Source organism: Tenacibaculum sp. DPLXC6 (assembly GCF_056815515.1).
Map to the genome: position 1 here is coordinate 48583 of NZ_CP141806.1, position 25181 is coordinate 73763.

24 protein-coding genes are annotated in these 25181 nt (G+C 29.9%); 11 read left to right on the plus strand and 13 right to left on the minus strand.

The window, feature by feature from the left end; genetic code table 11:
- Positions 1-11 precede the first annotated feature (11 nt).
- Positions 12-1355: a transporter gene (locus tag VCM48_RS00275; protein ID WP_440122021.1), complete on the minus strand. Its 1344-nt coding sequence runs from the start codon at positions 1353-1355 to the stop codon at positions 12-14.
- A 140-nt stretch (positions 1356-1495) separates the two neighbouring features.
- On the opposite strand from VCM48_RS00275, the gene VCM48_RS00280 reads away from it, so the two are divergent.
- Together VCM48_RS00280 and VCM48_RS00285 are read left to right on the plus strand one after the other, a co-directional pair.
- Positions 1496-1777 (plus strand): DUF4834 family protein, encoded by a 282-nt coding sequence (locus VCM48_RS00280; RefSeq protein WP_482271182.1) that lies wholly within the window; start codon positions 1496-1498, stop codon positions 1775-1777.
- Between the two features lie 2 nt (positions 1778-1779).
- A complete protein-coding gene (locus VCM48_RS00285) occupies positions 1780-4221 on the plus strand; it encodes a YfhO family protein (protein WP_482271183.1) in 2442 nt (813 codons plus the stop codon).
- On the opposite strand, the gene VCM48_RS00290 is transcribed toward VCM48_RS00285, so the two are convergent.
- On the minus strand, positions 4218-5906 hold the full coding sequence (locus VCM48_RS00290; RefSeq protein WP_482271184.1) for a helix-turn-helix domain-containing protein: 1689 nt from the start codon (positions 5904-5906) through the stop codon (positions 4218-4220). The two genes, VCM48_RS00285 and VCM48_RS00290, sit on opposite strands and share 4 nt — an antisense overlap.
- A 317-nt stretch (positions 5907-6223) precedes the next feature.
- Here VCM48_RS00290 and VCM48_RS00295 point away from each other — a divergent pair, with 317 nt between their 5' ends.
- The 5 genes from VCM48_RS00295 to VCM48_RS00315 are packed head-to-tail and all read left to right on the plus strand — an operon-like array spanning position 6224 to position 11791.
- Positions 6224-6751, plus strand: a complete 528-nt coding sequence (locus VCM48_RS00295; protein WP_415269760.1) for a methyltransferase — start codon at positions 6224-6226, stop codon at positions 6749-6751.
- Positions 6748-7920: a glycosyltransferase family 4 protein gene (locus tag VCM48_RS00300; RefSeq protein WP_482271185.1), complete on the plus strand. Its 1173-nt coding sequence runs from the start codon at positions 6748-6750 to the stop codon at positions 7918-7920. The genes VCM48_RS00295 and VCM48_RS00300 overlap by 4 nt, the downstream gene beginning before the upstream one ends.
- Before the next feature lies 1 nt (position 7921).
- The gene (locus VCM48_RS00305) at positions 7922-9202 is read left to right on the plus strand and encodes a glycosyltransferase family 4 protein (protein WP_482271186.1); all 1281 of its coding nucleotides are present in this window, start codon (positions 7922-7924) and stop codon (positions 9200-9202) included.
- Positions 9199-10284 carry a non-hydrolyzing UDP-N-acetylglucosamine 2-epimerase gene (wecB, locus tag VCM48_RS00310; protein WP_482271187.1) on the plus strand — a complete coding sequence of 362 codons (1086 nt, stop codon included), beginning with the start codon at positions 9199-9201 and terminating at the stop codon, positions 10282-10284. The genes VCM48_RS00305 and wecB overlap by 4 nt, the downstream gene beginning before the upstream one ends.
- Before the next feature lies 1 nt (position 10285).
- The gene (locus VCM48_RS00315; RefSeq protein ID WP_482271188.1) at positions 10286-11791 is read left to right on the plus strand and encodes a lipopolysaccharide biosynthesis protein; all 1506 of its coding nucleotides are present in this window, start codon (positions 10286-10288) and stop codon (positions 11789-11791) included.
- A gap of 131 nt (positions 11792-11922) precedes the next feature.
- Here the strand turns inward: VCM48_RS00315 and VCM48_RS00320 are convergent, their stop codons facing one another.
- From VCM48_RS00320 to VCM48_RS00365, 10 genes are all read right to left on the minus strand, one after another.
- On the minus strand, positions 11923-12501 hold the full coding sequence (locus tag VCM48_RS00320) for a Crp/Fnr family transcriptional regulator (protein ID WP_482271189.1): 579 nt from the start codon (positions 12499-12501) through the stop codon (positions 11923-11925).
- Between the two features lie 186 nt (positions 12502-12687).
- Positions 12688-13260 (minus strand): Crp/Fnr family transcriptional regulator, encoded by a 573-nt coding sequence (locus VCM48_RS00325; protein WP_482271190.1) that lies wholly within the window; start codon positions 13258-13260, stop codon positions 12688-12690.
- A gap of 37 nt (positions 13261-13297) precedes the next feature.
- The gene (locus tag VCM48_RS00330; RefSeq protein WP_482271191.1) at positions 13298-13918 is read right to left on the minus strand and encodes a WbqC family protein; all 621 of its coding nucleotides are present in this window, start codon (positions 13916-13918) and stop codon (positions 13298-13300) included.
- A complete protein-coding gene (gene lepB, locus VCM48_RS00335) occupies positions 13918-15498 on the minus strand; it encodes a signal peptidase I (RefSeq protein WP_482271192.1) in 1581 nt (526 codons plus the stop codon). The genes VCM48_RS00330 and lepB overlap by 1 nt, the downstream gene beginning before the upstream one ends.
- Before the next feature lie 78 nt (positions 15499-15576).
- Positions 15577-16278 (minus strand): 4-hydroxy-tetrahydrodipicolinate reductase, encoded by a 702-nt coding sequence (dapB, locus tag VCM48_RS00340; protein WP_482271193.1) that lies wholly within the window; start codon positions 16276-16278, stop codon positions 15577-15579.
- A 1-nt stretch (position 16279) separates the two neighbouring features.
- Positions 16280-16816 carry a DUF5683 domain-containing protein gene (locus VCM48_RS00345; RefSeq protein WP_482271194.1) on the minus strand — a complete coding sequence of 179 codons (537 nt, stop codon included), beginning with the start codon at positions 16814-16816 and terminating at the stop codon, positions 16280-16282.
- Positions 16817-16858: 42 nt separating this feature from the next.
- On the minus strand, positions 16859-17746 hold the full coding sequence (locus tag VCM48_RS00350) for a ParB/RepB/Spo0J family partition protein (RefSeq protein WP_047789667.1): 888 nt from the start codon (positions 17744-17746) through the stop codon (positions 16859-16861).
- A 9-nt stretch (positions 17747-17755) separates the two neighbouring features.
- The gene (locus tag VCM48_RS00355) at positions 17756-18520 is read right to left on the minus strand and encodes a ParA family protein (protein ID WP_274640403.1); all 765 of its coding nucleotides are present in this window, start codon (positions 18518-18520) and stop codon (positions 17756-17758) included.
- 134 nt (positions 18521-18654) lie between these two features.
- Positions 18655-19773, minus strand: coding sequence for a DNA polymerase III subunit beta (gene dnaN, locus VCM48_RS00360; RefSeq protein WP_125067899.1), 1119 nt, complete (start codon positions 19771-19773; stop codon positions 18655-18657).
- 86 nt (positions 19774-19859) lie between these two features.
- Positions 19860-20804: a lipid A deacylase LpxR family protein gene (locus VCM48_RS00365; RefSeq protein ID WP_482271195.1), complete on the minus strand. Its 945-nt coding sequence runs from the start codon at positions 20802-20804 to the stop codon at positions 19860-19862.
- 68 nt (positions 20805-20872) lie between these two features.
- On the opposite strand from VCM48_RS00365, the gene ppk2 (VCM48_RS00370) reads away from it, so the two are divergent.
- Positions 20873-21730 (plus strand): polyphosphate kinase 2, encoded by an 858-nt coding sequence (gene ppk2 / locus VCM48_RS00370; RefSeq protein ID WP_274640400.1) that lies wholly within the window; start codon positions 20873-20875, stop codon positions 21728-21730.
- A gap of 2 nt (positions 21731-21732) precedes the next feature.
- The gene (gene ppk2, locus VCM48_RS00375) at positions 21733-22512 is read left to right on the plus strand and encodes a polyphosphate kinase 2 (RefSeq protein ID WP_274640399.1); all 780 of its coding nucleotides are present in this window, start codon (positions 21733-21735) and stop codon (positions 22510-22512) included.
- Between the two features lie 3 nt (positions 22513-22515).
- Here ppk2 (VCM48_RS00375) and VCM48_RS00380 read toward each other — a convergent pair whose 3' ends face one another.
- Entirely contained in the window at positions 22516-23151 is a 636-nt protein-coding gene (locus VCM48_RS00380; RefSeq protein WP_482271196.1) for a low molecular weight phosphatase family protein, read from the minus strand.
- An 83-nt stretch (positions 23152-23234) separates the two neighbouring features.
- Here VCM48_RS00380 and VCM48_RS00385 point away from each other — a divergent pair, with 83 nt between their 5' ends.
- Together VCM48_RS00385 and VCM48_RS00390 are read left to right on the plus strand one after the other, a co-directional pair.
- A complete protein-coding gene (locus VCM48_RS00385; RefSeq protein ID WP_273694577.1) occupies positions 23235-23780 on the plus strand; it encodes a Smr/MutS family protein in 546 nt (181 codons plus the stop codon).
- A 46-nt stretch (positions 23781-23826) separates the two neighbouring features.
- Complete coding sequence (locus VCM48_RS00390) at positions 23827-24960, plus strand: cysteine desulfurase family protein (protein WP_482271197.1); 1134 nt, start codon at positions 23827-23829, stop codon at positions 24958-24960.
- Positions 24961-25181: the final 221 nt, after the last annotated feature.

The following is a 25181-nucleotide window of genomic DNA, read 5'->3' on the forward strand; positions in this document are numbered from 1 at the left end:
ATTTAAGGCTTTTAATTATCCTCCTTTTCTTTTTCCTTCTCTTTCTCTTCTTGTTCTTCTTTTTTTATTTCTTCTTCTAGCTTTTTAATCTCCTTTTCAAGTTTTAAACGTTCTTTTTCTTTACGTTTCGCTTCTTTTTCCTCTTCTTTTTTAATTTGTTTTTCAAGCTTTAAACGTTCTTTTTCTTTGCGTTTAGCCTCTTTTTCTGCTTTCTTTTTAGCTTTTTTAGCGGCTTTTCTTTCTTCTTTAGCAGTCTTTTTCTTTTGTTTTTTGTCTTCTTTAACAATCACATCAACTAAAGATCCTTGACGTTCTCTCTTAGGTTTTTCATTTAAAAGCTCTCCATTATTAGAGTCGGTATCTAAATCTACTTTTCGTTTGTCTTTTTTAGAAAATAATTTACCTACTTTACTAAACATACGGCCAAAGAAGTTTCTATCCTCGTCATATTTAACAGGCTTTTCCTTTTCAATTTTGTTTCCGAATTCATCTATTTCAACAAAATCGTCTTTATGCCTATTAAGTCTGTATGATACTCCTAAAGAACTATAAATTCCAATTTCATCTTGTTGTAAATTAGCTCTTAGTGAAGCATTAAACTGTAAGTTTTCACTAAAAAGATAGGCAGCTCCAGCTCCTATGTTAGTTTTTTTCTCGTATTCTTCAAATATACCTTGTATTTCAGCAAAACCAGACCAATAATCATCAAAGTTATAAGTACCTGTTACTATGTAAGAAAATTGAGAAAAATCAGTACCAATATAATCATAATGAAGGTTGGTAATAACATTTAGCTTGTCAGAAAATTCATTTTGTAATAAAATACCAACTTTAGGGCTAAACCCACCTCTTTCATGGTAATCGGTTAAAAAGCTTCCAATATTTATTCCAGCAGAAACACCAATATGTGGTATCCACCTTTTCCAGTCGAAAGAATGTCTTTTTTTCCAACTTCTTATTTCTTTGCTTTTATCATCATATTTAGGAGCATAAATCATATACTTTGCACCTAAGCTAAATTGGCTTAACCCAGTTTTATTATAAGATGATTCAAAAATATTTTTAAAAGCAACTTTATCTCTTTGTAAAGAAGTATTAAAATTAAGTTCTAGCTTTTCAGAAATAAAACTGGTTCTAAAAAATAAATTTAAACCTAGTGCTTCAGGGTTACTAAAGGTAGGTGTAGCATTCATTTTTCTATAAAAAACACTTGTTTCAAACTGATATACTCCCGAGCCAACACTATAAGGGCTTTCAGAGAAACCTGGCCTATTTGAATTTATAACAGGTGTATATTGCGCGTTAGCAGTTAAAATTGAGCAAAAAACAAAAAGGATAAGAAGTTTCTTAATCATATAATAAATCCAAATTTTCAGGTTGTACAAACATACGTAAAAATACAATTACCTATATAATATAAGTTTTGTAAACTCTTAACGCTTCCTTTTGCTTCAAATTGTTATTTTTGATTGATTTTTTTATTTTAAGAAAAAAGATGACATATTTAAATGAAGCTGGACCTGTGAATTTTTTAAAAACCATATTAATTATTCTGTTAGTTTATTATGCTATTAAGTTTTTAGCAAAACTTTTTGGACCATACTTAATAAAAAAAGCAGTTGACAAAGTACAAAAGAAAGCTGAGCAACAGTATAGAAACCAACAACAAGCATCTGATGTTGAAGTTGGAAAAACTGTTATTGATAAAAAGCCAAATAAATCGAAAGAAAGTAATAATTCTGTTGGCGAGTACGTTGACTATGAAGAAATAGACTAACCATGAACTTAAAGAAATTTTTACCGTTTGCAATAGCAGTTATTGTTTTTGCAATAGCATCCGTATTGTATTTTAATCCGGTTTTAAGCGGAAAACAAATTAAACAAAGTGACATTACCCAGTTTATAGGAATGTCAAAAGATGTAAAAGAGTATAGAGCTGAAAAAGGAGAAGAGCCGTATTGGTTAGCTAATGCTTTTAGCGGAATGCCAGCGTATCAAGTAAGTGCTTATTACCCTAATGATTTTGTGCGTTATATAGATAAAGCTATTCGTTTTTTACCTAGACCAGCAGATTACCTTTTCTTATATTTTTTAAGTTTTTTCTTGCTGTTAATAGCTTTAAAGGTAGATTGGAAGCTAGCTGTTTTAGGTAGCTTGTCCTTTGGTTTTTCTACCTATTTGATAATTATTTTTGGAGCAGGTCATAATGCAAAAGCACATGCTATAGGTTACATGCCTATGGTTGTAGCTGGAGTTATTTATATTTTCAGAAAACGATATCTATTAGGATTTGTTTTAACAGCTTTAGCAATGGCTTTAGAGATTTATTCGAATCACCCTCAAATGACTTATTATTTAGGGTTTTGTTTGTTGATTTTAGCTATTGTAGAGTTTATTGAAGCTTTCAAATCGAGAATATTACCAGTGTTTTTTAAACAAGCAGCTATTTTGATTGCAGCAATGTTAATTGGTATTGGAGCCAATTCTACTAGGTTGTTAGCTATGAAAGAATATGCTGATTACAGTACACGAGGTAAATCGGAGTTAACAATTACTCCTGATGGGATGCCTAAAGAAAAATCTTCTGGATTAGATAAGGAGTACATAACAGAGTATAGTTATGGTATTGCTGAAACATTTAATTTAATGATTCCTCGCTTTATGGGTGGAGGAACAGTTGAAGAGTTAGGGGAAGATTCAAATTTTTATCAAATTTTAGAGCAGAATGCGGGAAAAAATGTAGCTAAAGCTTATTCTAGTCAAGTTTTAACTTATTGGGGAAAGCAACCTATTGTTGAAGCACCAGCTTATATTGGGGCAATTGTTTTTTTCTTGTTCTTTTTAGGAATTTTCTTAGTAAAAGGACGATTAAAATATTGGTTGGTTGCAGCTACTGTTTTTTCCATTGTATTAAGTTGGGGTAAAAACTTCTCTATAATAACGAACTTTTTTATCGACTATGTTCCTTTGTATAATAAGTTTAGAGCAGTTTCGTCTATTCAAGTAATTGCAGAATTATGTGTTCCGTTGTTAGGAGTTCTGGCATTGAAAGAATTTTTCTCTTCTGAGAATTCTTCTGAAGAAAAAGAAAATGCAATAAAAAAGGCTTTTTATATAGTAGGAGGAATTTCGTTGTTGTTTTTGTTGTTTGGGGCTAGCTTATTTGCTTTTGAAGGTATAAATGATTATCAGTATATAGAATTTGAAAAACAATTGCCTGGGATAATTGATACTTTAATAGCAGATAGAAAATCAATGTTATTTAACGATAGCTTACGTTCTCTTTTGCTTGTTTTAACTGTTGCAGGAATGTTATGGTCTCATTTAAAAGGAAAACTGAAGCAAGTACCTGTGTTAATTGTATTGGGAGGACTCATGATTTTTGATTTAGTGTCAATAGATGCTAATTATGTTAACAAGGATGATTTTACTTCAGCAAGAAGAATACAAAAGCCATTTACAGCAACAAAAGCAGATACAGAGATTTTAAAAGATACTGGCAATTATCGAGTTATTGTTTTTAGCATTTCTGAAACAATAAAGGGAGAAAAATTGTATTATCAAACATCTATGCAAGATGGTAGAACATCTTATTTCCATAATTCGATAGGAGGGTACCACGCAGCAAAAATGAAACGTTATCAAGAGTTGTTTGATTATCAAATAGCTAAAAATAATATGGAAGTACTAAATATGTTAAATACCAAGTACTTTATTATTAGTGAAGAACAATTTCAAGAAAACCCTAAAGCGAACGGAAACGCATGGTTTGTAAACTCTTTAAAAGAGGTTAATTCAACTAATGAAGAAATTATAGCATTAGATAGTTTGAATACTAAATCAGAAGCGGTTATTAACTCAAAGGAGTTTAAAGTAGAAGTTGATACATTTCAAAAAGATTCAACAGCTACTATTTCTTTAGTAAAGAAAGACCTTACTGAATTGGTGTATGAGTCAAATACAAATTCAAATCAATTTGCTGTATTTTCGGAAATTTATTATAAAGATGGATGGAATGCTTATATTGACGGAAAAAGTGTACCATACTATAGAATAAACTATGTTTTAAGAGGAATGGAGGTTCCTAAAGGAAAACATACTATAACTTTTAAATATGAGCCTAGAGTAATAAAAACAGGAAGTTTATTGTCTTTATTCTGTTATGCTTTATTACTGATAATACCTATTGGTTGGTTTGTAATAAAAAGAAAGAAGAACTAATTCTCAATACTTTTTAAAAAAGCAGAAGGAGTTATACCAATGTGTTTTTTAAATGCTCTTGTAAAAGCAGATGCATTGGTATAGCCTATTTCTTCAGCTATGGCTTGTATAGAATATTTTCTAAAGTTTTTGTCTGCCTTTAATTTTTCTACCACATAGTTAATTTTAAGCTTAGTACAGTATTGCTTAAAAGATTCATCATGATGTTTATTAAAAACAAATGAAATATATGTAGTGTTAGTATCAAGTTTTTCTGCAATATAATTAATTGAAAAATCAGGTTTTAAAAAGTCTAAACTTTCAGTTACGTTTTTAAATTCGTGGAGAATTTTATTTTCTAAAGCTTCGTCAATATTGTACTCTTTTCTTTCAGTTTCTATAGGCTTATTTTTATTCATTATTAAAATAAGCTCTTTTTTCTTTTCTTTCTCTTTATTTAAAAGATAAAAGGTGATAATAATAAAAGTTAATAGTAATACTATAAAAGAAATGATAAGATTTCGTTGCTTTTTAGCTTCTCTTTTTTCTATAGTTTTGTTGAGTTGTTGAGCTTGTTCAAAGTTATTATTGTAAAATAAATTAAAAGTTTTATCCTTAGTGTTTTTTGCGAGATTATACTGATCTAAAGTAAGTTTAGAATATTTATAAGCGCTATCTAATTTATTTAAGTTGTTATATTCCTTTGAAAGGATATCGTAAATGGTAATAAGTTTACTTGTTTCACATTTTTTATGATTCTTTAAGAGTTTGTTTGAATAATAAATAGCAGAATCAGGTTTTTTCAAGTTGTGAAAGCAGATAGCTTTTTGAAAATACTCTCTGTGAAAATAAGGATATCCGTTACTTATGTTTTTATAATTGTTAATTAAGTCAATGGCTTTGGAAAATTCTTTTCTAGCCATTAAAACTTCAGTTTTTCTTAAGTTATAAAAGATTTCAGAGTCCTTATGCTCAGGTATAAACTGTTGAGTTATTTTATAAGCTTTGTTAAAATAGTAATCAGCTGAATCTAGATAAGTTTTATTTGGCTTTTTATTGTTAATAGACATATAAGTGTTTCCTAGGCAATTAAAAGAATTAGCCTTCCATTGAAGAAAAAAGCTATTCTTTTGAACACTTTTTAAAATAGGGTTTTTAGATTCAGAGATAGTGTTTAATAATATAGCTTTCGATTTTTCTTGCATGTTAAGCTTATTTTTTATCACAGCTTTACTGAGTGCAAGACCTAACTTATTTCTAATCCATTTTTGATCTTGAATAGGATGATTTAATATTTCATGTTCATACTTTATGAGAATAGAGTATGCTTCTTCATATTTTTCTTGGTTTTTTTTAAGCCAAAAAAGTCTATTTAAGGCAGCAATCTTCCTGTCAATAAGGCAAGTCAAATTTTCCACCTTTAACAAAGAGTCTACTTGTTTTATTACATTGATAGATATTGTTTCAGCCTTATCATATTTTTTTAATCTATAAAACCCATAAGCTCTACCAGTAGAGGCCACTATTTTTTTACAGATATCGTTAGAGTTTTCTAATTTATCACAATAAAAAAATAAGCTATCACTATTAATGTTTTTATAAAAGTCAATTTTACTATGATTTATAGAGTCTAAATACTTTGTTTGGGAAATTATTTTTAAAGAAGAGAATAAGGTTATAAGTATTATAATTATAAATCTGGTCATCTTAATATAAATAAGTCAAATAAAGAAAGTTCTTTTTCTAAAAAACATATGCAACAACTCCAAATATACATTATTTTAATGATGCTTTTTATAAAATACGGTATATAATGTTTTTTTATAAGTGAAACAATAATATGTTTGTAGCATGTAAAACGTACTAATTAATATAAGTACGAGTTGCTATGGAAAACTAAATAGTTAAAAGCGAAGGGGTAATCTTTCGCTTTTGTTTTTTATGGAATGTTACTCAATTCTATTTTAAGCATTGTTGTTTGAAATGATAAAATAGTAATACATTTGTTATTAAAATAATGTTCATGTATTCTAAACTACCTCAAAAAAGATATAAGCACACACTTGAGTTTTTACAAAAGCATCTTCCTGCACCTGCTATCATACTAGATTTAGGAGTTCGTAACCCCTTTTCTGAAATAATGGAAGAGAACGGTTACACAGTTTATAATACTAATGGGGAAGATTTAGATTTGTTACCAGAAATAGTAAAAGAATATAAAGTAGATGCTGTAACAGCTTTTGAAATTTTTGAGCATTTGTTAGCTCCTTTCAATGTGTTAAGAGAAATTGAGGCAACAAAAATAATAACAACTATTCCGTTAAAATTGTGGTTTACGAGTGCTTACAGGAGTAAAACAGATATGTGGGATAGACATTATCATGAGTTTGAAGATTGGCAGTATGATTGGTTATTAGAAAAATCAGGATGGAATATTGTTGATACGAAAAAATGGACTAGCCCAATTAATAAGTTTGGAATTAGACCTGTTTTAAGAAAATATACTCCTAGATATTATGCTGTATATGCAGAAAAAGCTAATGTGAAATGAGAATAGGAATGATTTTAGATAAAACATTTCCTCCAGATCCTAGAGTACAAAATGAAGCTATAGAGCTTATAAAAGCAGGTCATGAGGTTTTTTTGTTTTGTTTAACCTATACTAATGAACCTTCAGAAGAGTTTATAAATGAGATAAAGGTAAAGAGATATAAATCTAATAAGTTAGAGTATAAATTATCAGCTTTAGCTTATACTATACCATTATATTCTATTCTAATGAAAAAGAAGATAACTCATTTTCTTAATAAATACGCTATAGAAGCAATTCATGTGCATGATATAGTTGTTGCAGAAGCAGTTTTATTAGCTAATAAAAAAAAGCAAATACCATTTATATTAGATTTACATGAGAATAGGCCTGAGATAATGAAGTTTTATCCTCACTTAAAAAAGTTTCCACAAAGTATTTTAATATCAACTAACAAATGGAAAAAGAAAGAAGAGGAGTTTATTAAAAGAGCCAGTAAACTAATAGTTGTTACAGAAGAGGCAAAAAATGAAATATTAGGAAGAGTTAAAATAGCATCAAAAAAAATTTTTATAGTTCCTAATACTGTTAGAAACTCTTTTTTTAAATCATTAAACAAACTTAAAGAACATACAATAAAAAATAGTTTTAACTTATTGTATATTGGAGATACGGGTGAAAGACGAGGGTTAAAAACAGTAATAAAAAGCTTACCTGTTTTAAAAAAGGATATAAAAAACATCAAAATAGTTATAGTAGGAAACGTAAATGACGATTTAAAAGCATTAGTAAAGGAGTTAGATGTAGAGAAATACGTTAGTTTTGAAGGTTGGCAGAATGAAGTGACATTCCCAAGTTATATAAGTAATAGTGATATTTGTTTATCCCCACTACATAGAAATATTCACCATGATACTACACATGCAAATAAGTTATTTCAATATATGAGCTTAGGAAAACCTTTATTAGTTAGTGATGCCACAGCTCAAAAAAATATAATTGAAAAAGTAGGAGGAGGATTAGTACACGAAGAAAAAAATGTGGCTGATTTTACAAAGAAGGTTTTAACTCTGTACAAAGAGGAACAATTAAGAGAAAGACTAGGGAATAATGGTGAAACTTTTGTTAGAAATGAGTTTACTTGGGACAAGACCTCAAAAGGATTGATAAACTTGTACAATAGTTTATAATTTGAAAGTATTAATAATTACATATTATTGGGTGCCTTCTGGAGGTTCTGGTGTACAACGATGGTTGAAGTTTGTAAAATATTTAAGAGATTTTAATATTGAACCAGTAGTTTTTACTGTTGACGGGGCAACATACCCGATTATAGATGAATCACTAAAAAAAGATGTTCCTAAGAATTTAGAAGTATTTAAAACTCCGATATGGGAACCTAATGATTTATTATCTGTTTTTAAGAAAAAAGAAACAAAAACAAGTGCAGGATTTCTAGATCCTAATCCAAGTTTTACAGGGAAGGTTATGCAGTATATTCGTGCTAACTATTTTATTCCTGATGCACGTAAATTTTGGGTAAAACCTTCAGTTAAAAAGCTAAAAAGACATTTAAAAGAAAATAATATTGATGCTATCATAACTACTGGACCACCTCATAGTTTACATTTAATTGGGGTGCAATTAAAAAAAGAGTTAGGAGTAAAATGGATTGCAGATTTTAGAGACCCCTGGACAGATATTGATTATTTTCATCAATTACCTTTAACTGAAAAATCTAAAATAAAACATTATAAGCTAGAGGAGGAAGTTCTAAAATATGCTGATGCAAGTTTGGTAGTGGGGGAAACAATGAAAATGAATTATCAAAAATTTTCCAAAAATATTCACGTTATAACCAATGGATTTGATTTTGAATTGAATGATAAAGAAAACGTTGTTCTAGATAAAAAATTTTCAATAACGCATATAGGCTTGATGAATGCTGATAGAAATCCTAAGGCTTTGTGGAAAGCTTTATCAGAGTTATGTGTAGAAAATAATGAATTTACAGAAGACTTAGAAATTAAATTTATAGGAAAAGTAGCTAAAGAAGTTGAAAAAACTTTAGAACGATATCAGTTTAAAAATATTACAAAAATTGCTTATGTTCCTCACCAAGAAGTACAGCAACACCAAAGAAAATCACAAGTCTTATTGTTAGCAGTAAATAAAGTGCCAAGTGCTAAAGGGATTATAACAGGTAAAATTTTTGAATATTTGCAAGCAAAACGTCCTATCTTAGCAGTAGGTCCAGAAGATGGTGATTTAGCAAAAATATTGGCTAAAACTAACTCAGGGACTATTGTTGATTTTGATGATGTAGTAAAAATGAAAAAAGAAATTAAACTTTTCTATAATCAATATAAGAAAGGAACTTTAGAAGTTAATTCTGAAAACATAGAGCAATATCATCGAAAAAAGCTAACTGAAAAATTATCTATCATATTAAAACAAGTCGTTAATTCTTGAAAAAAATAGTAACTATATTAGGTGCACGTCCGCAATTTATAAAGGGAGCCGTGTTAAGTAGAGTGGTTCAAAAACACAATGAAGTTGAAGAAGTAATAGTGCATACAGGACAACATTTTGATGCAAACATGAGCGCTGTTTTTTTTGATCAAATGCAAATTCCTACGCCTAAGTATAACTTGAATATTAATGGACTGAATCATGGGGCAATGACGGGTCAAATGCTAGAAAAAATTGAAGAAATTTTACTAACGGAAAAGCCTAATGTAGTTGTTGTATACGGAGATACTAATTCAACTTTAGCTGGAGCTTTAGCAGCAAAAAAACTTCATATCAAAGTAGTGCATATTGAAGCAGGATTACGTTCATTTAATATGCTAATGCCTGAAGAAATTAACCGTATTTTAACTGATAGAATAGGGAATTTACTAAGTTGCCCAACAGATATTGCTGTATCAAATTTAAGAAATGAAGGCTTTGATAGTTTTGATATTTTGATAGAGAAACACGGTGATATAATGAAAGATGCTGTAGAGTTTTATAGTCAAGTTTCCAAAGAGAAGTCAACTATTATTAAAGACTTAGGTTTAAAGAAAAAAGAGTTTGTGTTAGCAACAATCCACCGTCAAGAAAATACAGATAGTGAAGGTAAGCTAACTAATATTTTCTCTGCTCTAGAAGAGATTCATAAAACAAAAGAAGTGATACTTCCTTTGCATCCGAGAACAAAAAAGATGTTAGAGAAATATCAATTACAACCAAACGTTACTTTTATAGAACCTGTAGGTTATTTTTCAATGTTAGAGTTGTTAAAAAACTGTAGCTTGGTTATTACTGATAGTGGAGGATTACAAAAAGAGGCTTTCTTTAATAAGAAGTTTTGTATAATAATAAGGGATGAAACAGAGTGGAAAGAATTAGTAGATAACGGTTATGCAGCTATAACTGGAGCTAGTGCAAAAAAAATAGAAAATTATTTCCAACAGTTTTTAGCGACAACAAAAGATTTTAAAGAGCAGTTGTATGGAGAGAATGTAGGAGAAAAAATATATCAATCAATACTAAAGTTAATAAAAGAATAAATTGGGAATTGTATTTAAACAATCATTCAGAAACACCTTAATAATTTATTTAGGATTTTTAATTGGAGGTATTAATACCCTAGTATTATATACACGTTTTTTAGGTGATGAGTATTATGGTTTAGCAACCTATGTGTTTTCTGCTTCAAATTTAATAATGCCCATAACAGCTTTCGGAGTTCATTTTACTATAATAAAGTTTTTTTCAGGGTATACATCGAAGGTAGAAAAGGATAAGTTTTTAAGCACCATAATTTTTTTACCATTATTCATAGCAATTCCAATAGGGTATTTTTGGAATTTCTTTCATGATTGGATTATGAGTTATGTAGTAGAAAGTGGAGCTAATGAGAATTTAATAATTGAAGACTACACAATTTATATTTATATAATAGCTGTTGCATGTGCTTATTTTGAAGTGTTTTACTCTTGGGCAAGGGTACAAATGCAGTCAGTTTTTGGAAATCTTTTAAAAGAATTATACAATAGAGTGGCAGTAATGGTTTTACTTTTAGCTGTGTACTTTAATGTAATAACTAAAGAAGAGTTTTTAATTTATATGTCGGTAGCATATATATTTAGAGTTTTGCTAATGATGACATACGCTTTTCGTTTGTATACACCAAAATTTACATTTAGTTTACCAAGTAACTTTAAAGAAGTATTGAGATATACTTTTTATATTATTTTAGCAGGTAGTGCTGGGGCTATTATTTTAGATATAGATAAAGTAATGATACCAGGCAAAGAAGGTTTTGCTACAGCTGCATATTATACAGTAGCTGTGTTTATAGGATCGTTTATAGAAGCCCCAAGCAGAGCTATGGGACAAATTTTACAGCCATTAACCTCTAAGGCACTTAATGAAAATAATCCTAAAGAAACAGAGAATTTATACAAAAAAAGTTCTATTAACTTATTGTTGATTGGTGGACTGTTTTTTATCCTAGTGAATTGTAATGTGGAGGAATTATTCAGGCTGATGCCGAATAAAAATTATGGAAAAGAAGGAGTACTAGTAGTATTATTAATCTCGTCTGCAAAGTTATTTTTAATGTCATTAGGTAGTAATGGAGCTATTATAAGCAATTCTAAATTTTATCGTATTACTTTACCTGTAGGTTTAGGAATGGCCTTTTCTGTATATTTTTTAAATATTTACTTTTTTAATGATTTAGAAATGGGAACGAAAGGGTTAGCACTTGCAACTCTCATTACAATCTTAGTATTTAACACCTTTAAACTATGGTTTGTAAAAGAAAAGTTTAATATGACACCTTTTACTAATAAAACATTTTTAATGATTCTTATTGTCTTAATAATGTTTTTAGGATTTAATTTTTGGAACTTTTCAATACCTGAGTTTTACTTTTCAGACTTTCCAATTCACCCCATAATAAACATTATTTTAAAAAGTATACTAATTATTGCAGTTTATGTTTTTGTAGTAGTAAAGTTATCTATTTCAGAACAGATAAATAATTTAGTAAAAAGGTATATAAAATAAAAAGACCTGCACACAAAGGGAACAAGTCTTTTCTTAATAATAAGGGGGAATGAAACATTAAAAAGGGGGAAATGTTTCGCTGACAAATATATATAAAATAAGTAAACAGCCTCTTAATTTATGTTAAAAAATTATTGATTTTTTAGTTTTTTCTTGATTCTACTGAGTTGTACAGGAGAAATGTTTAAATATGAAGCGATGTGTCGTTGTGTAATTAGTTTATCAATATTTGGTATTCTTTTTTTTAAAGCTATATATCTTTCTGTTGAAGTAAGTGTGGAAATATTCAAAAGTAATTCTTCAGCTATTAAATATGCGTTTTCTAGTGCTTTTATGTAGAACAAACTAAATTCTTTATGTTTTAATGTTAGCTCTATAAGCTTATTAAAATCTCCCTTATAACCTTTTACGTTTGTTAAGGCTTGATAGTTAACTTCCGAGGGAATTTTTTGCATCATTGCAGAGTTTGCTCCAGAAATATCACCAGAAATAAAAAAAGCCCTAGTGGTTTCTGTTCCTTTTTCATTCAATAAATAAGACCGCATAATTCCTGTTTTGATTATAAAAAAATCATTTGAGTATTCTCCCTCTTTCGTGAGAATTTCTTTGGGTTTTAACTCCGTATACGTAACTATGCCTTGAAAAAGTGAAACTAAGTCATCTGGCAAGTCAATGTAGAGATGAATAAAGTTTTTTATATCATCATTCATAATTAACAAGTTATATGATAATAGTGAGGGTAAATTACTAAGTTAATAAAAAACTTTTAGTTATTGAAGTAAAAATACAGACCTAACTTTAAGGGGAAATTAGGTCTGAATATGATAAGGGGTATGTAACTTGTTAATTACAAAAACAAATTTAGAACAGTTTTATAGTATAACCATTAACATATGTTAATAAATAAAACTAGATCTAATTCTACTAAGTTGAACTGGTGTAATATTGAGGTAAGAAGCTATATGGTATTGATTAATGAGATTATCAATGTTTGGATAGTTTTCTTGGAGTTTTTTGTACCTCTGAGTAGCATCCAACATCTGTAACTCTAAAATTTTGGATTCTTCCCTAATATATATGTTTTGTAGTATTTTGTAGTGAAAAATAGAAATCTCATGATATTGTAAAGAAAGACTATAAAAATCTTGATAATTACATTCTAAAACTTCACAGTCAGTTAAGCATTCATAAATTAATTCAGAAGGCTCGTTTTTAATTAAAGCACCCAAATTACCTGATGTAATTACGGGAGTGTAAAGAGTTTTTGTGTGTTCTTTTCCTTTGGAGTCTACGTTATATGACCTTATAATTCCTTCTTTTAAGATATATACATTTGTGGGCATCTGACCTAAAGAGACTAGCTCATAATTTTTAGGAAACTTCTTTATAGATAAAATAGCAAATATTTTATTTAAAGCAGCTTCAGATAAAGGATGAAAATTTTGCGAAAACTCTCTAAAAAACTCCATAAGTAAAATAATGAAAGGATGAAATAACTAGAGGGGGTTATTCCAAATTTACATTAATTTTTTCTAAAAAGCTAATAGTATTAGAGCCTTCCATGAAAAGGAGATCTAAAATAGATAAATTAGGTATGAACCCATATTTATCATCAAACATTTGAACATAGGAATCCATTTCTATTTCAACTCCTTTTTTAGCAATTGCTAAAGACCTGAAATCAGTTTTTTCAGGGCTTAATTCGTAACTAGTTGTTTTACTAAATTGTTGATCAATTTGTAAGGCATCTGCTACAAATAAATGAGTATCAATATTTAGGTCTTGTAAAAAGGTGTATTTTTTGCTGAAAATAGTATGTAAATCATCTTCAAAAAATTCGAAAAAAGGAGAAGAGCGATAGGCTGATTGTAACGATTTAAAATGTTGTTGCTGCCAAGGAAAATCATTTTCCACTAACGTGTCTTTTGTCTTTTTTCTACCGTCTTTTGTTTTGTGTTTAACAGGAATATTTAAGGCAAGTTTACCGTTAGCTCCATAAATATAACAACGATTACGGTAGGTTTGCTTTTGATAATTGTCTTCTACTTCAAAAGTTATTACGTCTGATTTATAGATTGCAGCATACTGTGAAATAGGAGCAAAGTAAGTAGGGATAAAAAGTGACATTACGCTTTCTTCTTTTTACTTTTTCTAAAACTATATACAGTATAACCTCCAATTAATAATAAAACTAACCAAAGATAAGAAACTGGTTTACCACTGCCACCAACAGTTGTAAACATTCTATCCCAACGAATAGAGTTTAATTTAGCGATAAAATTAGGTGCGTTAGCATCCCAACTTAACCAAATCATTACAGGTTTACCAACTACGTGGTCAAAAGGTACGTATCCCCAGTTTCTAGCGTCTAATGAGCGTTGACGATTGTCTCCCATCATCCAGTAGTAATCTTGCTTAAAAGTATATTCTTTTGCCTTCTTACCATTAATGTAAATGTCGTCTCCAAAAATTGTTAAGTTGTTATCCTCATACCTACGAATAATTTGCTCATAAAAAGGTATGGTTTTAGAGTTTAGCTCTACTGTAGCTCCTTTTTTAGGAATATATATAGGTCCAAAATTATCGGTAGACCAAGCATATCTTGGATCGTGAGGGAATATAGATTTATCATAAGTCCCTTTGGGGGTTATGTGCTTTTCAATAGTTTTTACAATAGGGTTTTTAGCTATTAAAGTAGCCTCTTCATCTGTTAAATTCAAGACATATTTATCTCCTTGCATTCCCCATTCTCTGATGTTGTATCTCTTTACAGAGCCTTCACTAAACTTTTCACCGTTAGTATCCACAATATGTAGCCATTGTGGCTTTGCTCTATCAGGTAATACCGTTTTTTCTCCATTAATAAATACATAACCATCTCGCACTTCTAAGCTATCACCAGGAGTACCTACAGCACGTTTTACATAGTTAGTACGTTTGTCAATAGGTTTATAAGTGAATTTTCCAGAATTGTCACCCCACATTGTAGCTAAGGAATCTGAAGGCCAGCTAAAAACAACTATATCGTTACGTTTAATTTTTTGAAAACCAGGAACACGCATGTAAGGTAATGACAGTTTATTTAGTAAACCATCTTTATTTTTATCATCAGATAAAAATGATTTTAAACCTAATCCAGGAATTGTATCATGTGCCATTGGTGCTGCGATTGTAGTCATAGGAACACGTGCACCATAATGAAATTTACTTACAAACAAGTAATCACCAACCAATAAGGTTTTTTCTAATGATGATGTAGGGATGGTGTAAGGTTGCATAAAATAAGTATGCACTAAAGTAGCAGCAATAATAGCAAAAGCAATAGAACTTACCCATTCACCTAAAGGAGATCTAGGTTTTAAACTTCTGTTTTCTATATGCTCTGCATTTGTAAAGTAGTTGATATAATAGATGTATAACCCTAAAGTTAGAATTGCTAAGATGGTGTCAGGTCTTTTATTAAAGCCAAAACTTCTACATGTTTCAATCCAAATAATAGGAAACATTAATAGGTTAACGATAGGAATAAACAATAAAACTACCCACCATTTTGGGCGATTTATTATTTGCATTAGTACTATGGCATTATATACAGGCACAGCTGCTTCCCAAGCTTTTTTACCAGCTCTAGTATATAGTTTCCAAGTACCTAAAAAATGAATAACTTGTATAAGTAAGAAGAATAAAAACCATTCAGTAAATGTCATAATCTATATATTTTGTATTTCCTTACAAGGAATAAATTCAATATTATTTGTGTGCTTTTAGAGTTTTTTGTTACGCTATTAACCTAAGTTTAACACATCTCGCATAGTAAAAACACCTGTTTTACCATTTAACCATTCAGCAGCAATTACTGCACCTAAAGCAAAACCTTGACGATTATGAGCGGTGTGTTTAATATCAATTGTATCTACTTCAGAGTTATAAGTTACAGTATGAGTACCTGGAACATCTGGAGTTCGGATAGCTGTGATAGGAATATTTTCGTCTGATGTTTTTTTGTCTAGCTCCCAAGCTTTTTTATTTGTGTTTTCAATAACACCCTCTGCTAATGTAATTGCAGTACCGCTAGGGGCATCTAGCTTTTTAGTATGATGGATTTCTTCAATAGAAACATTATATTGCTCTAAAGTACTCATCATTTTAGCAAGTTGTTCGTTTAGTTCAAAGAAAACATTAACACCTAAGCTAAAGTTAGAAGCATAAATAAATGCGCCTTTCTTTTCATTACATAAATTAACGATATCTTCGTATTTATCTAACCAACCAGTGGTTCCTGAAATAATAGGAATATTATTGTTAATACAATTACTGATATTGTCGTATGCAGAAGAAGGAATACTAAAGTCTATTGCTACATCAGCTTCTGTAATATCATACACTTCTTTCCCAGAAGCTTTTATAACAATTTCATGACCTCTTTGTAAAGCAATTTTTTCAATTTCTTTACCCATTCTACCATAACCAAGTAAGGCTATTTTCATCTTAAAAAGAATATTTTAGTGTTAAACCAACCTTTGGTGCTTCTATAAATAAAGGATCTGGAGTTATTACTGGTTTTACAGACAAGCTATCATCTGTGTCAAATTGTAATAAGTGTGCGTTAACACTAGCTTCAACAATTTGTAAAACGTATAAAAGTACACCAGTTAATAATGATAAATCTCTATTTTTTCGTAAAGTTTTTTGAGCACTTTCTAAACCAGCAGTAGAAATAAGAACAGTTCCATCCTCTCTGGTGAATTCGTCTTTTAACCCTTGTTTACGAAGTTTAAAAGCAGTTCGGTAGCGATCATATTGATCACTATTATGAATATAAAAATAAGCACTGGCGCCCATTGCTGCCCATACTATTGGAGCTTTCCAGTATTTTCCATTATAAATTTGTCCACCTCCAGGAAAAATAGCCGAATAAAAAGCAGCTTTTGAAGGAGATAAAGGGTTGTATTTGTCGCTAGTTAATTGAAGCTGTTTTGCCCTAACGGCAATAGAATCTTTTTGAGCAAATGTATTTTGAAACAAAAAAAGACTAAAAAAAACGAATATGATTGTACGTATGTTCAATTACTTTAATAAGTTTTTAATACGATTAAAGTCTTCTTCTGAATGAAAAGGGATAGAAATTTTACCTTTTCCACGATTGTTCACCGTAACGTCAATTTTATGTCCAAAATAGTCGCTAATATCCTTAACACTTTCAGAAATATAATTAGGTAAAGCTTTCTTTTTAGCTGTTTTAGCAACCTTACCAGCTTTTAAGTTTTTTACTAGCTCTTCTGTTTGACGTACCGATAGTTTATCACGAACAATTTTTTCATAAATGTTTAATTGATCAGAATTACTATCAACATTAATTAAAGCACGACCATGTCCCATTGAAATAAACCCATCACGCATTCCTGTCTGAATAATTGGGTCTAACTTAAGTAAACGCAAATAGTTAGTAACTGTAGAACGTTTTTTACCTACACGAGTACTTAATTCTTCTTGTGTAAGTTGAATTTCATCAATTAAACGTTGATAAGAAAGAGCAACTTCAATTGGGTCTAAATTTTTACGCTGGATATTTTCTACCAACGCCATTTCTAACATTTCCTGATCGTTAGCTAAACGAATATAAGCAGGAACTGTTTTGTTACCAATAAGTTTAGAAGCTCTAAAACGACGCTCTCCAGAAACTAATTGGAATTTATCACTTGATAGTTTACGTACAGTAATAGGCTGAATAACTCCTAATTCTTTAATTGAACTAGCTAGTTCGCGCAACGCTTCTTCATCAAAATAAGTTCTAGGTTGGTATGGGTTTACGTCTATTGAGTTTATATCAATCTCAATAATATTTCCAACTAACTTATCTGCATTTTTGTCTTCTGCTGAATTTACTTCTGCAGTTTCTTTTAATAATGCTGATAAACCTCTACCTAAAGCTTGTTTTTTTGTTGCTTTTGCCATTTACAGTAATTATACGTTTTTAGTTAAAATTTCGTTCGCCAAATTTAAGTAATTTACGGCACCTTTACTCGTTGCATCGTATGAAATTATACTTTCTCCATAACTTGGTGCCTCACTTAAACGAATGTTTCTATGTACTATTGTTTCAAAAACCATAGAACTGAAGTGTTTACGTACTTCATCTACCACTTGGTTTGACAAGCGTAAGCGAGAATCAAACATGGTTAATAATAAACCTTCTATTTCTAATTCTTGATTATGTATTTTTTGAACACTCTTAATAGTATTTAATAGTTTTCCTAAACCTTCTAAAGCAAAATATTCACATTGAATAGGGATAACAACAGAGTCAGCTGCAACAAGAGAGTTTAAGGTAATTAAACCTAAAGATGGAGCGCAATCAATTAAAATAAAATCGTAATCATCTTTAATGTCCTCTAACGCATTTTTTAACATGTACTCGCGTTGTTGCTTGTCTACCAATTCAATTTCAATGGCTACTAAATCAATATGAGCAGGGATTAAGTCAACGTTAGGAGAGTCTGTTTTTAAAACAGTATCCTTAGCAGGAATTGTATGTTCTAATACCTGATAAGTTCCAATTTCTACACTTTCAACGTCTAAACCTAAACCAGAAGTAGCATTTGCTTGGGGATCAGCATCAATTAATAATACTTTTTTTTCTAAAACACCTAAAGCCGCAGCTAAGTTTACAGATGTAGTAGTTTTACCTACGCCACCTTTTTGATTTGCAATTGCAATAATTCTACCCATTATAATTTATAAAGTTTGAAAGAGGTAAATTTACAATTATTTATCATTTTTGAAAGAGAAAGACGTTAATAAAATTACAAAAGCCACAGAGTTTTGATTCTGTGGCTTTTGTAATTTTATATATTAAGAATTTATTACCCGTTTAACATCACAGGCATAACAAGCATAGTTACTAGTTCACCTTCTTCAGTTCCATCAATTGGAGTTAAAATTCCAGCTCTATTTGGTAAACTCATTTCAATTAAAACATCGTTAGAGTTTAAGTTGTTCAACATTTCACTTAAAAAACGAGAGTTGAATCCAATTTGCATGTCATCTCCTTGATAATCACAATTCAATCGTTCGTCAGCTTTATTAGAGTAATCTAAATCTTCCGCAGAAATATTTAACTCAGTACCTGCCATTTTTAAACGAATTTGATGTGTAGTCTTACTAGAGAAAATAGATACACGACGAACAGAGTTTAAGAAAGAAGCTCTATCTACTGTTAATTTATTTGGGTTTTCTTTTGGTATAACTGCTTCGTAATTAGGGTATTTTCCATCAATTAATCGACAAATTAACACCACGTTATCAAACGTAAACTTAGCATTGGTGTCGTTATACTCAATAGTTACGTTATTTTCTGAACCTCCTAAAATTCCTTTTAATAAGTTTAAAGGTTTTTTAGGCATGATAAATTCAGCTGATTTATCAGCAGTAATATCGGTACGGGTATATTTTACTAATTTGTGAGCGTCAGTAGCTACAAAAGTTAATTCTTTTGAATTGAACTGAAAAAATACACCACTCATTACTGGACGTAAGTCATCATTACCGGCAGCGAAAATAGTTTTAGAAATAGCTGTAGCTAAAATATGAGATGGAATTTCAGTGCTACTAGGAGAAGGTAATTCTACAGCTTTAGGGAATTCATCACCACTAAAATAAGCCATATCATACTTTCCTTGCTCAGAAATAATCTCAATAGTATTATCTCCTTCAACCTTAAAAGTAAGTGGTTGCTCAGGAAATGTTTTTAAAGTATCTAATAATAAACGAGCATTTATAGCAATCGCTCCAGTATCAGTACTTTCTACCTCAATAACTGAAGACATAGTTGTCTCAAGGTCAGAAGCAGATATTTTTAATTCGTTTTCAGATAGTTCAAATAAAAAGTTATCTAAAATTGGTAACGTGTTATTGCTATTTATAACCCCACCTAAAACTTGTAGTTGTTTTAATAATTGTGAGCTAGATACGATAAATTTCATTTAGTAATTTTTCTATTTATTAGACTTACAAATATATCTTAATTTGATGATTTTAAAAATTATTTTTTTATGGGGGTACAATAAGCTTAATTAAACTGATAATTTAACTGTATTGTGCCATAAAAATTCCCTTTAGGAACACGCGAACTTTTAAGTTTTTTAGTATGGTAATTTATAGCATAACCAAAATTAAAACGATTACTTGTAAAACGAATTCCAAACTCCGTTGTAAATTTAAAAGGTTCTACGTCAAATGTAACAGGGCTATTGTCATTTAAAAAGCTACCTTCTATAGTAGCGTCATAGGCTACATAATGTATCATTGGTTTTAAGTATAAAAAGACTTCAGCTTTATTCTCGAAGTTTGTATCCTGATTGTTTAAGTTTCCATGAAAGGCAATAGAGTTAATAATACTTTCTAAAGGTTTGAAACCAATACGAGTGTATAAACCAGTTGATAAATCAGTATAAACAGTACCTAACCTGGCAGAGTTAGTCCAATTAAGATCAAAAACATTGTCTTTAGTTATTTTTTTAATATAATCAGCTTTTAAATTAAGAGCAAAAGCGTCTTTTATTTGGTACTCCCATCCAGTAGCTTCTCTAAAACCATACATTTTATGAATAACGCCTTGCAGTTCTTCACTTAAAGAAGATGAACCGATAACACCTATTTGTATGGATGTTTTTAAAATAGATTCATTCTTGAAAAACCTGTTTATACCAAAGCTACCAAATAAATAACCAGCAAAGGGACGATCGTGTTCTTCAACGGTTTCTACGATAGCTTTATAAGGAGTGTACATATGATGTCCTAATTGAATTTCATATATTTTTTTATCAATGTTTTCTACTTGTTGTTTGCTTAGAAAACGGTATGTTAAAAAAGCTCCATTGGTATAATATCTGTCTTGGTAAGTAGAGGTGTATAAATCATTATCATTTATAAAACTAAACTCTTTTGAATATTTGTTTTGTGAGAAAGAAGAAAGACAAAATAAGATAAATAAAAGTAGTATATTTTTTTTCATAGCTGTAAATATCGTATTATTTTAGCACAACCTTGGTTAAATTATTAAGAAGAATAATTAATAGACTTATGAAAGAAGAACCTGTATTAACAATTGAAGATTTTGAAAATGTTTCAACAAATAAAGAGTTGTTGGCTATAATTAAAGAAAAGGGAATTTCTATAAGTAAGGTTAAGGTTAAGTTAGATTATGAAGAAGAGTTAAGGAAATTACAGATAGAATTGGTAAAACTTCAACGATGGATTGCGAAAAATAAAAAAAGAGTAGCAGTAATTTTTGAAGGAAGAGACGCAGCAGGGAAAGGAGGAAGTATTCGACGTTTTATGGAACATATGAACCCGCGTTCTACTCGTTTGGTAGCTTTAAATAAGCCTACAGAAGTAGAAAAAGGGCAATGGTACTTTCAGCGTTACATTAAAGAATTGCCAAATCCAGGCGAAATAGTTTTTTTTGATCGTAGCTGGTATAATAGAGCAGTAGTAGAGCCTGTAATGGGGTTTTGTACCGATGATCAGTATCAGAATTTTTTGGTGCAAGTACCAGAGTTTGAACATATGTTATATGAAGATGGGGTGGTGGTTATAAAGTTTTGGCTTTCAATTTCAAAAGATGAGCAATTACGTCGTTTCAATTCTCGAAATAACAACCCATTAAAACGTTGGAAGTTTAGTCCTGTAGATAAAAGAGGGCAAGAATTATGGGATAGATATAGTTATTATAAAAACGAAATGTTTAGTAAAACACATACAGCTTACAGTCCGTGGATAGTAGTAAAAACGAATAATAAAAAAGAAGCAAGAGTTGAGTGTATGCGTCATGTGCTATCTCAATTTGATTACGAAGGAAAAGAAGAAGCTCAAACGATTTTAACACCAGATCCAAATATTGTAATGCGTTATTATCGTTCAGTAAAACATTTAGATTAAGAATGGGAAAGTTAACTCAAAGAGACGTAAATAAACTAAATACAACTAGAGGCTTAAAAGCTTTATTGTCGAAATCTTTTAATTTAGAAAGAGCAATTCGATATGTTGATTATGAAAGAAAGCTAAAAAAATTACAAGTTGAAATAATTCGTTTACAGGCTTGGGCAATAAAAGAAAATGAACGAATAATTGTAATTTTTGAAGGAAGAGATGCAGCAGGTAAGGGTGGTGCAATACGTAGAATTACAGAACGTATAAATCCTCGTCATATGCGAATTGTAGCACTTCCAAAACCAAATGAAGATCAAAAAACTCAGTGGTATTTTCAGCGATATGTAGAGCAGTTTCCTAAAGCAGGAGAAATAGTTTTTTTTGATAGAAGCTGGTATAATCGAGCGGTTGTTGAACCTGTTAATGGTTTTTGTACGCAAGAAGAATATGAGATTTTTATGAATCAGGTAAATGATTTTGAACGTATGATTCTAGAGTCGGGTATTCGTTTGGTGAAAATTTACATGTCTATCAACAAAAAGGAACAAGCGAAACGATTTAATGATATAAAGAACAATCCATTAAAACAATGGAAAATGACACCTGTAGATGAAAAAGCGCAAGAGCTTTGGGATGATTATACAGAATACAAAAAGGCCATGTTTTCAAAAACAAACACAGAAATATCTCCATGGAAAGTTATTCGAGCAAATAGAAAAACAATAGCAAGAATAAATGTGATTAATTATATTTTAGAAAGAATACCTTACGATAAAAGTATAGAGGTATAAAAACTAAGATAATTTTTGTTGAATATTTTCAAAAATAAAAAACAACTCACCAGCAATTTGTTTGCTTGTTTCTAGATATGTTTCTTCAGTTAAATCAGTATTGTCTGATGCTTTAGGGTCGTTATAAGGTAGGTGAAAACGCTCAATTGCATCAGGAATATACGGGCAATTTTGATCAGCGTTATCACAAGTGGTAATAGCGATAAAAGGATAACTGTTTTGAGGATGATCGTATAATTTTGAAAAACCTAAGATAGATTTTTTAGTCCCGTTAAAGGAAACTAAATATCTTGGGTTTTGATGAGAAAAATCAACTACACTAAAAGTAAAACCAGTTTTTTGTAAACATTTTACTGTATTTCTATGGAAAGAAGTAGTTTCTGTTCCGCCAGAATAGGTGAATATATTCTTTAAGTTGAAATATTCAATAGCAAAGAAACTCCATACTTGTGCTAATTGACTTCTACGAGAATTATGAGTACAAATAAAGTTTAAATTTATTTTCTCTCTATCAAGATACTCTTCAAGAATAGTATCAGCTATTTCAAGTAATAAATCTTTTCGCTCTTCAGTAAGGATTAACTCTTTTCTTGCTTCCTCAAAGAAAATTTTTGTATTAATATTCTTAGTGTTTATCATTTATTTGCAGTTCTTTTGCAGAGTATAATTATTTGCAAAAATACAAGCTAATACCCTTTTAGCTAATTAAATAAAGGTTAAGGATGTGTTTAGAAATCGGTAATAAAGTGGCAGTAATTGATGCTGATATTAGAGGATTTGTAACAAAAATTAAAAATGAAGAGGTTTTTGTTAAAGATGAGGACGGAATGGAGTATTGTTTTCTTAGGAAAGAATTGGTAAAAGTTGAAGTGGATCAAAATGAGTTAAGCAAGTATTCTGACATCAATAATCCAATGCTAAAAGCAAAAATTCAATCCAAAGAAAAGAAGAAAAAAACATCTTTTGTAAAAGATAAAAAAGAAATAGTAATGGAAGTAGATTTACATGCTGAAAAGTTGGTTAAGTCTACAAGAGGAATGGATAATTTTGATATTTTATCAATACAAATCAATACAGCAAAACATAAATTAGAATATTGTATATCTAAAAGAATATCAAAACTAGTTTTAATACATGGAGTAGGAGATGGGGTTTTAAAAACAGAGTTACAATACTTGTTAAATAACTATCCAGTTAAATATTATGATGCTTCTTATCAAAAGTATGGACAAGGAGCTACCGAGGTATATATTTTTCAAAATCAGTAATTTTTTGAAAGCTTAACTATCAGAAAGAAAACCTTATTTTTGCCCTATGAAATCTGTTTACTTAGACAATGCAGCAACAACACCTATGTTGCCTGAAGTTATTGAAGCTGTTCAACAATCAATGTTAACAAATTTTGGTAACCCATCATCTACTCATCAATATGGTAGGAAAGCTAAAGCTGCGGTAGAAACAGCCAGAAAAAATATAGCAAAACATTTTAATGTGTCTTCAAGTGAAATTATTTTTACAGCTGGAGGAACAGAAGCAGACAATCTAATTTTATTTAATGCAGTTTTAAATTTAGGAGTTGAAAGAATTATTACTTCTAAGATAGAGCACCATGCAGTTTTAAATACAGTTAAGTTTTTAGAAAGAGAATACAAAATAACTGTAGATTATGTTAGGGTAAATGAAAACGGAACTGTTTCAATGGAGAGTCTGGGGGACTTACTAAATAAATCAAAGAAAAAAACTTTGGTGAGTTTAATGTATGTAAATAACGAGATAGGTAATTTACTGCCTATAGAAGATGTGGTAGCATTATGTAAAGAACATGAAGCGTATTTTCATTCAGATACAGTACAAGCCATAGGACATTATGATATAGACTTACAAAAAACACCAATAGATTTTATTGCAGCAAGCGCTCATAAATTTCATGGACCTAAAGGAGTAGGATTTGCTTATTTTAAAAAAGGTATAGGAATACTACCAATGTTACATGGAGGAGAGCAAGAAAAAGGAGCTAGGTCAAGCACAGAAAATGTACACTCCATAGTTGGTATGGAAAAAGCGTTAACTATAGCTTATGAAGATTTAGAAAAAGATAAAGAGTATATTTTAGGATTAAAAAAGTACTTTGTAGATAAAGTAAAAGAAATAATTCTAAATGTAAAGGTTAACGGAGAGTCAGTAGAAAAAACAAGTTATACAATATTGAACTTACAATTTCCTATTGAAGATAAAATGTTGTTGTTTAATTTAGATTTGTCTGGAGTAGCTGTTTCTGGAGGTAGTGCTTGTCAAAGTGGAAGTAGTAAGGGATCTCACGTGTTACAGGAGTTTTTAAATGAAAAAGAAGAAAAGAAAACATCTGTACGGTTTTCTTTTAGTAAATTAAATACACTCGATGAAGTTGATTATGTACTTAGTCAGTTAAAAAAAGTACTAAAAAAATAATAAAGTCTTTTTTATTTGTATTTAAGGCGTTTTTTTATTTCTTTGCTAGAGAATTATTCTTATTAGAAATTAAGTCTTTATAAAGCGTTTCTAGAGAGTTCTTTAAATAGGTTTTATTTATAGATTATTGCTAGCATGTTTTTTTTATCTATAATGTGACCTAAATTGTTAATTTTACGTCTAATATTTTAGTGAAAGTAAAAATAGTTTACTTTTGCACA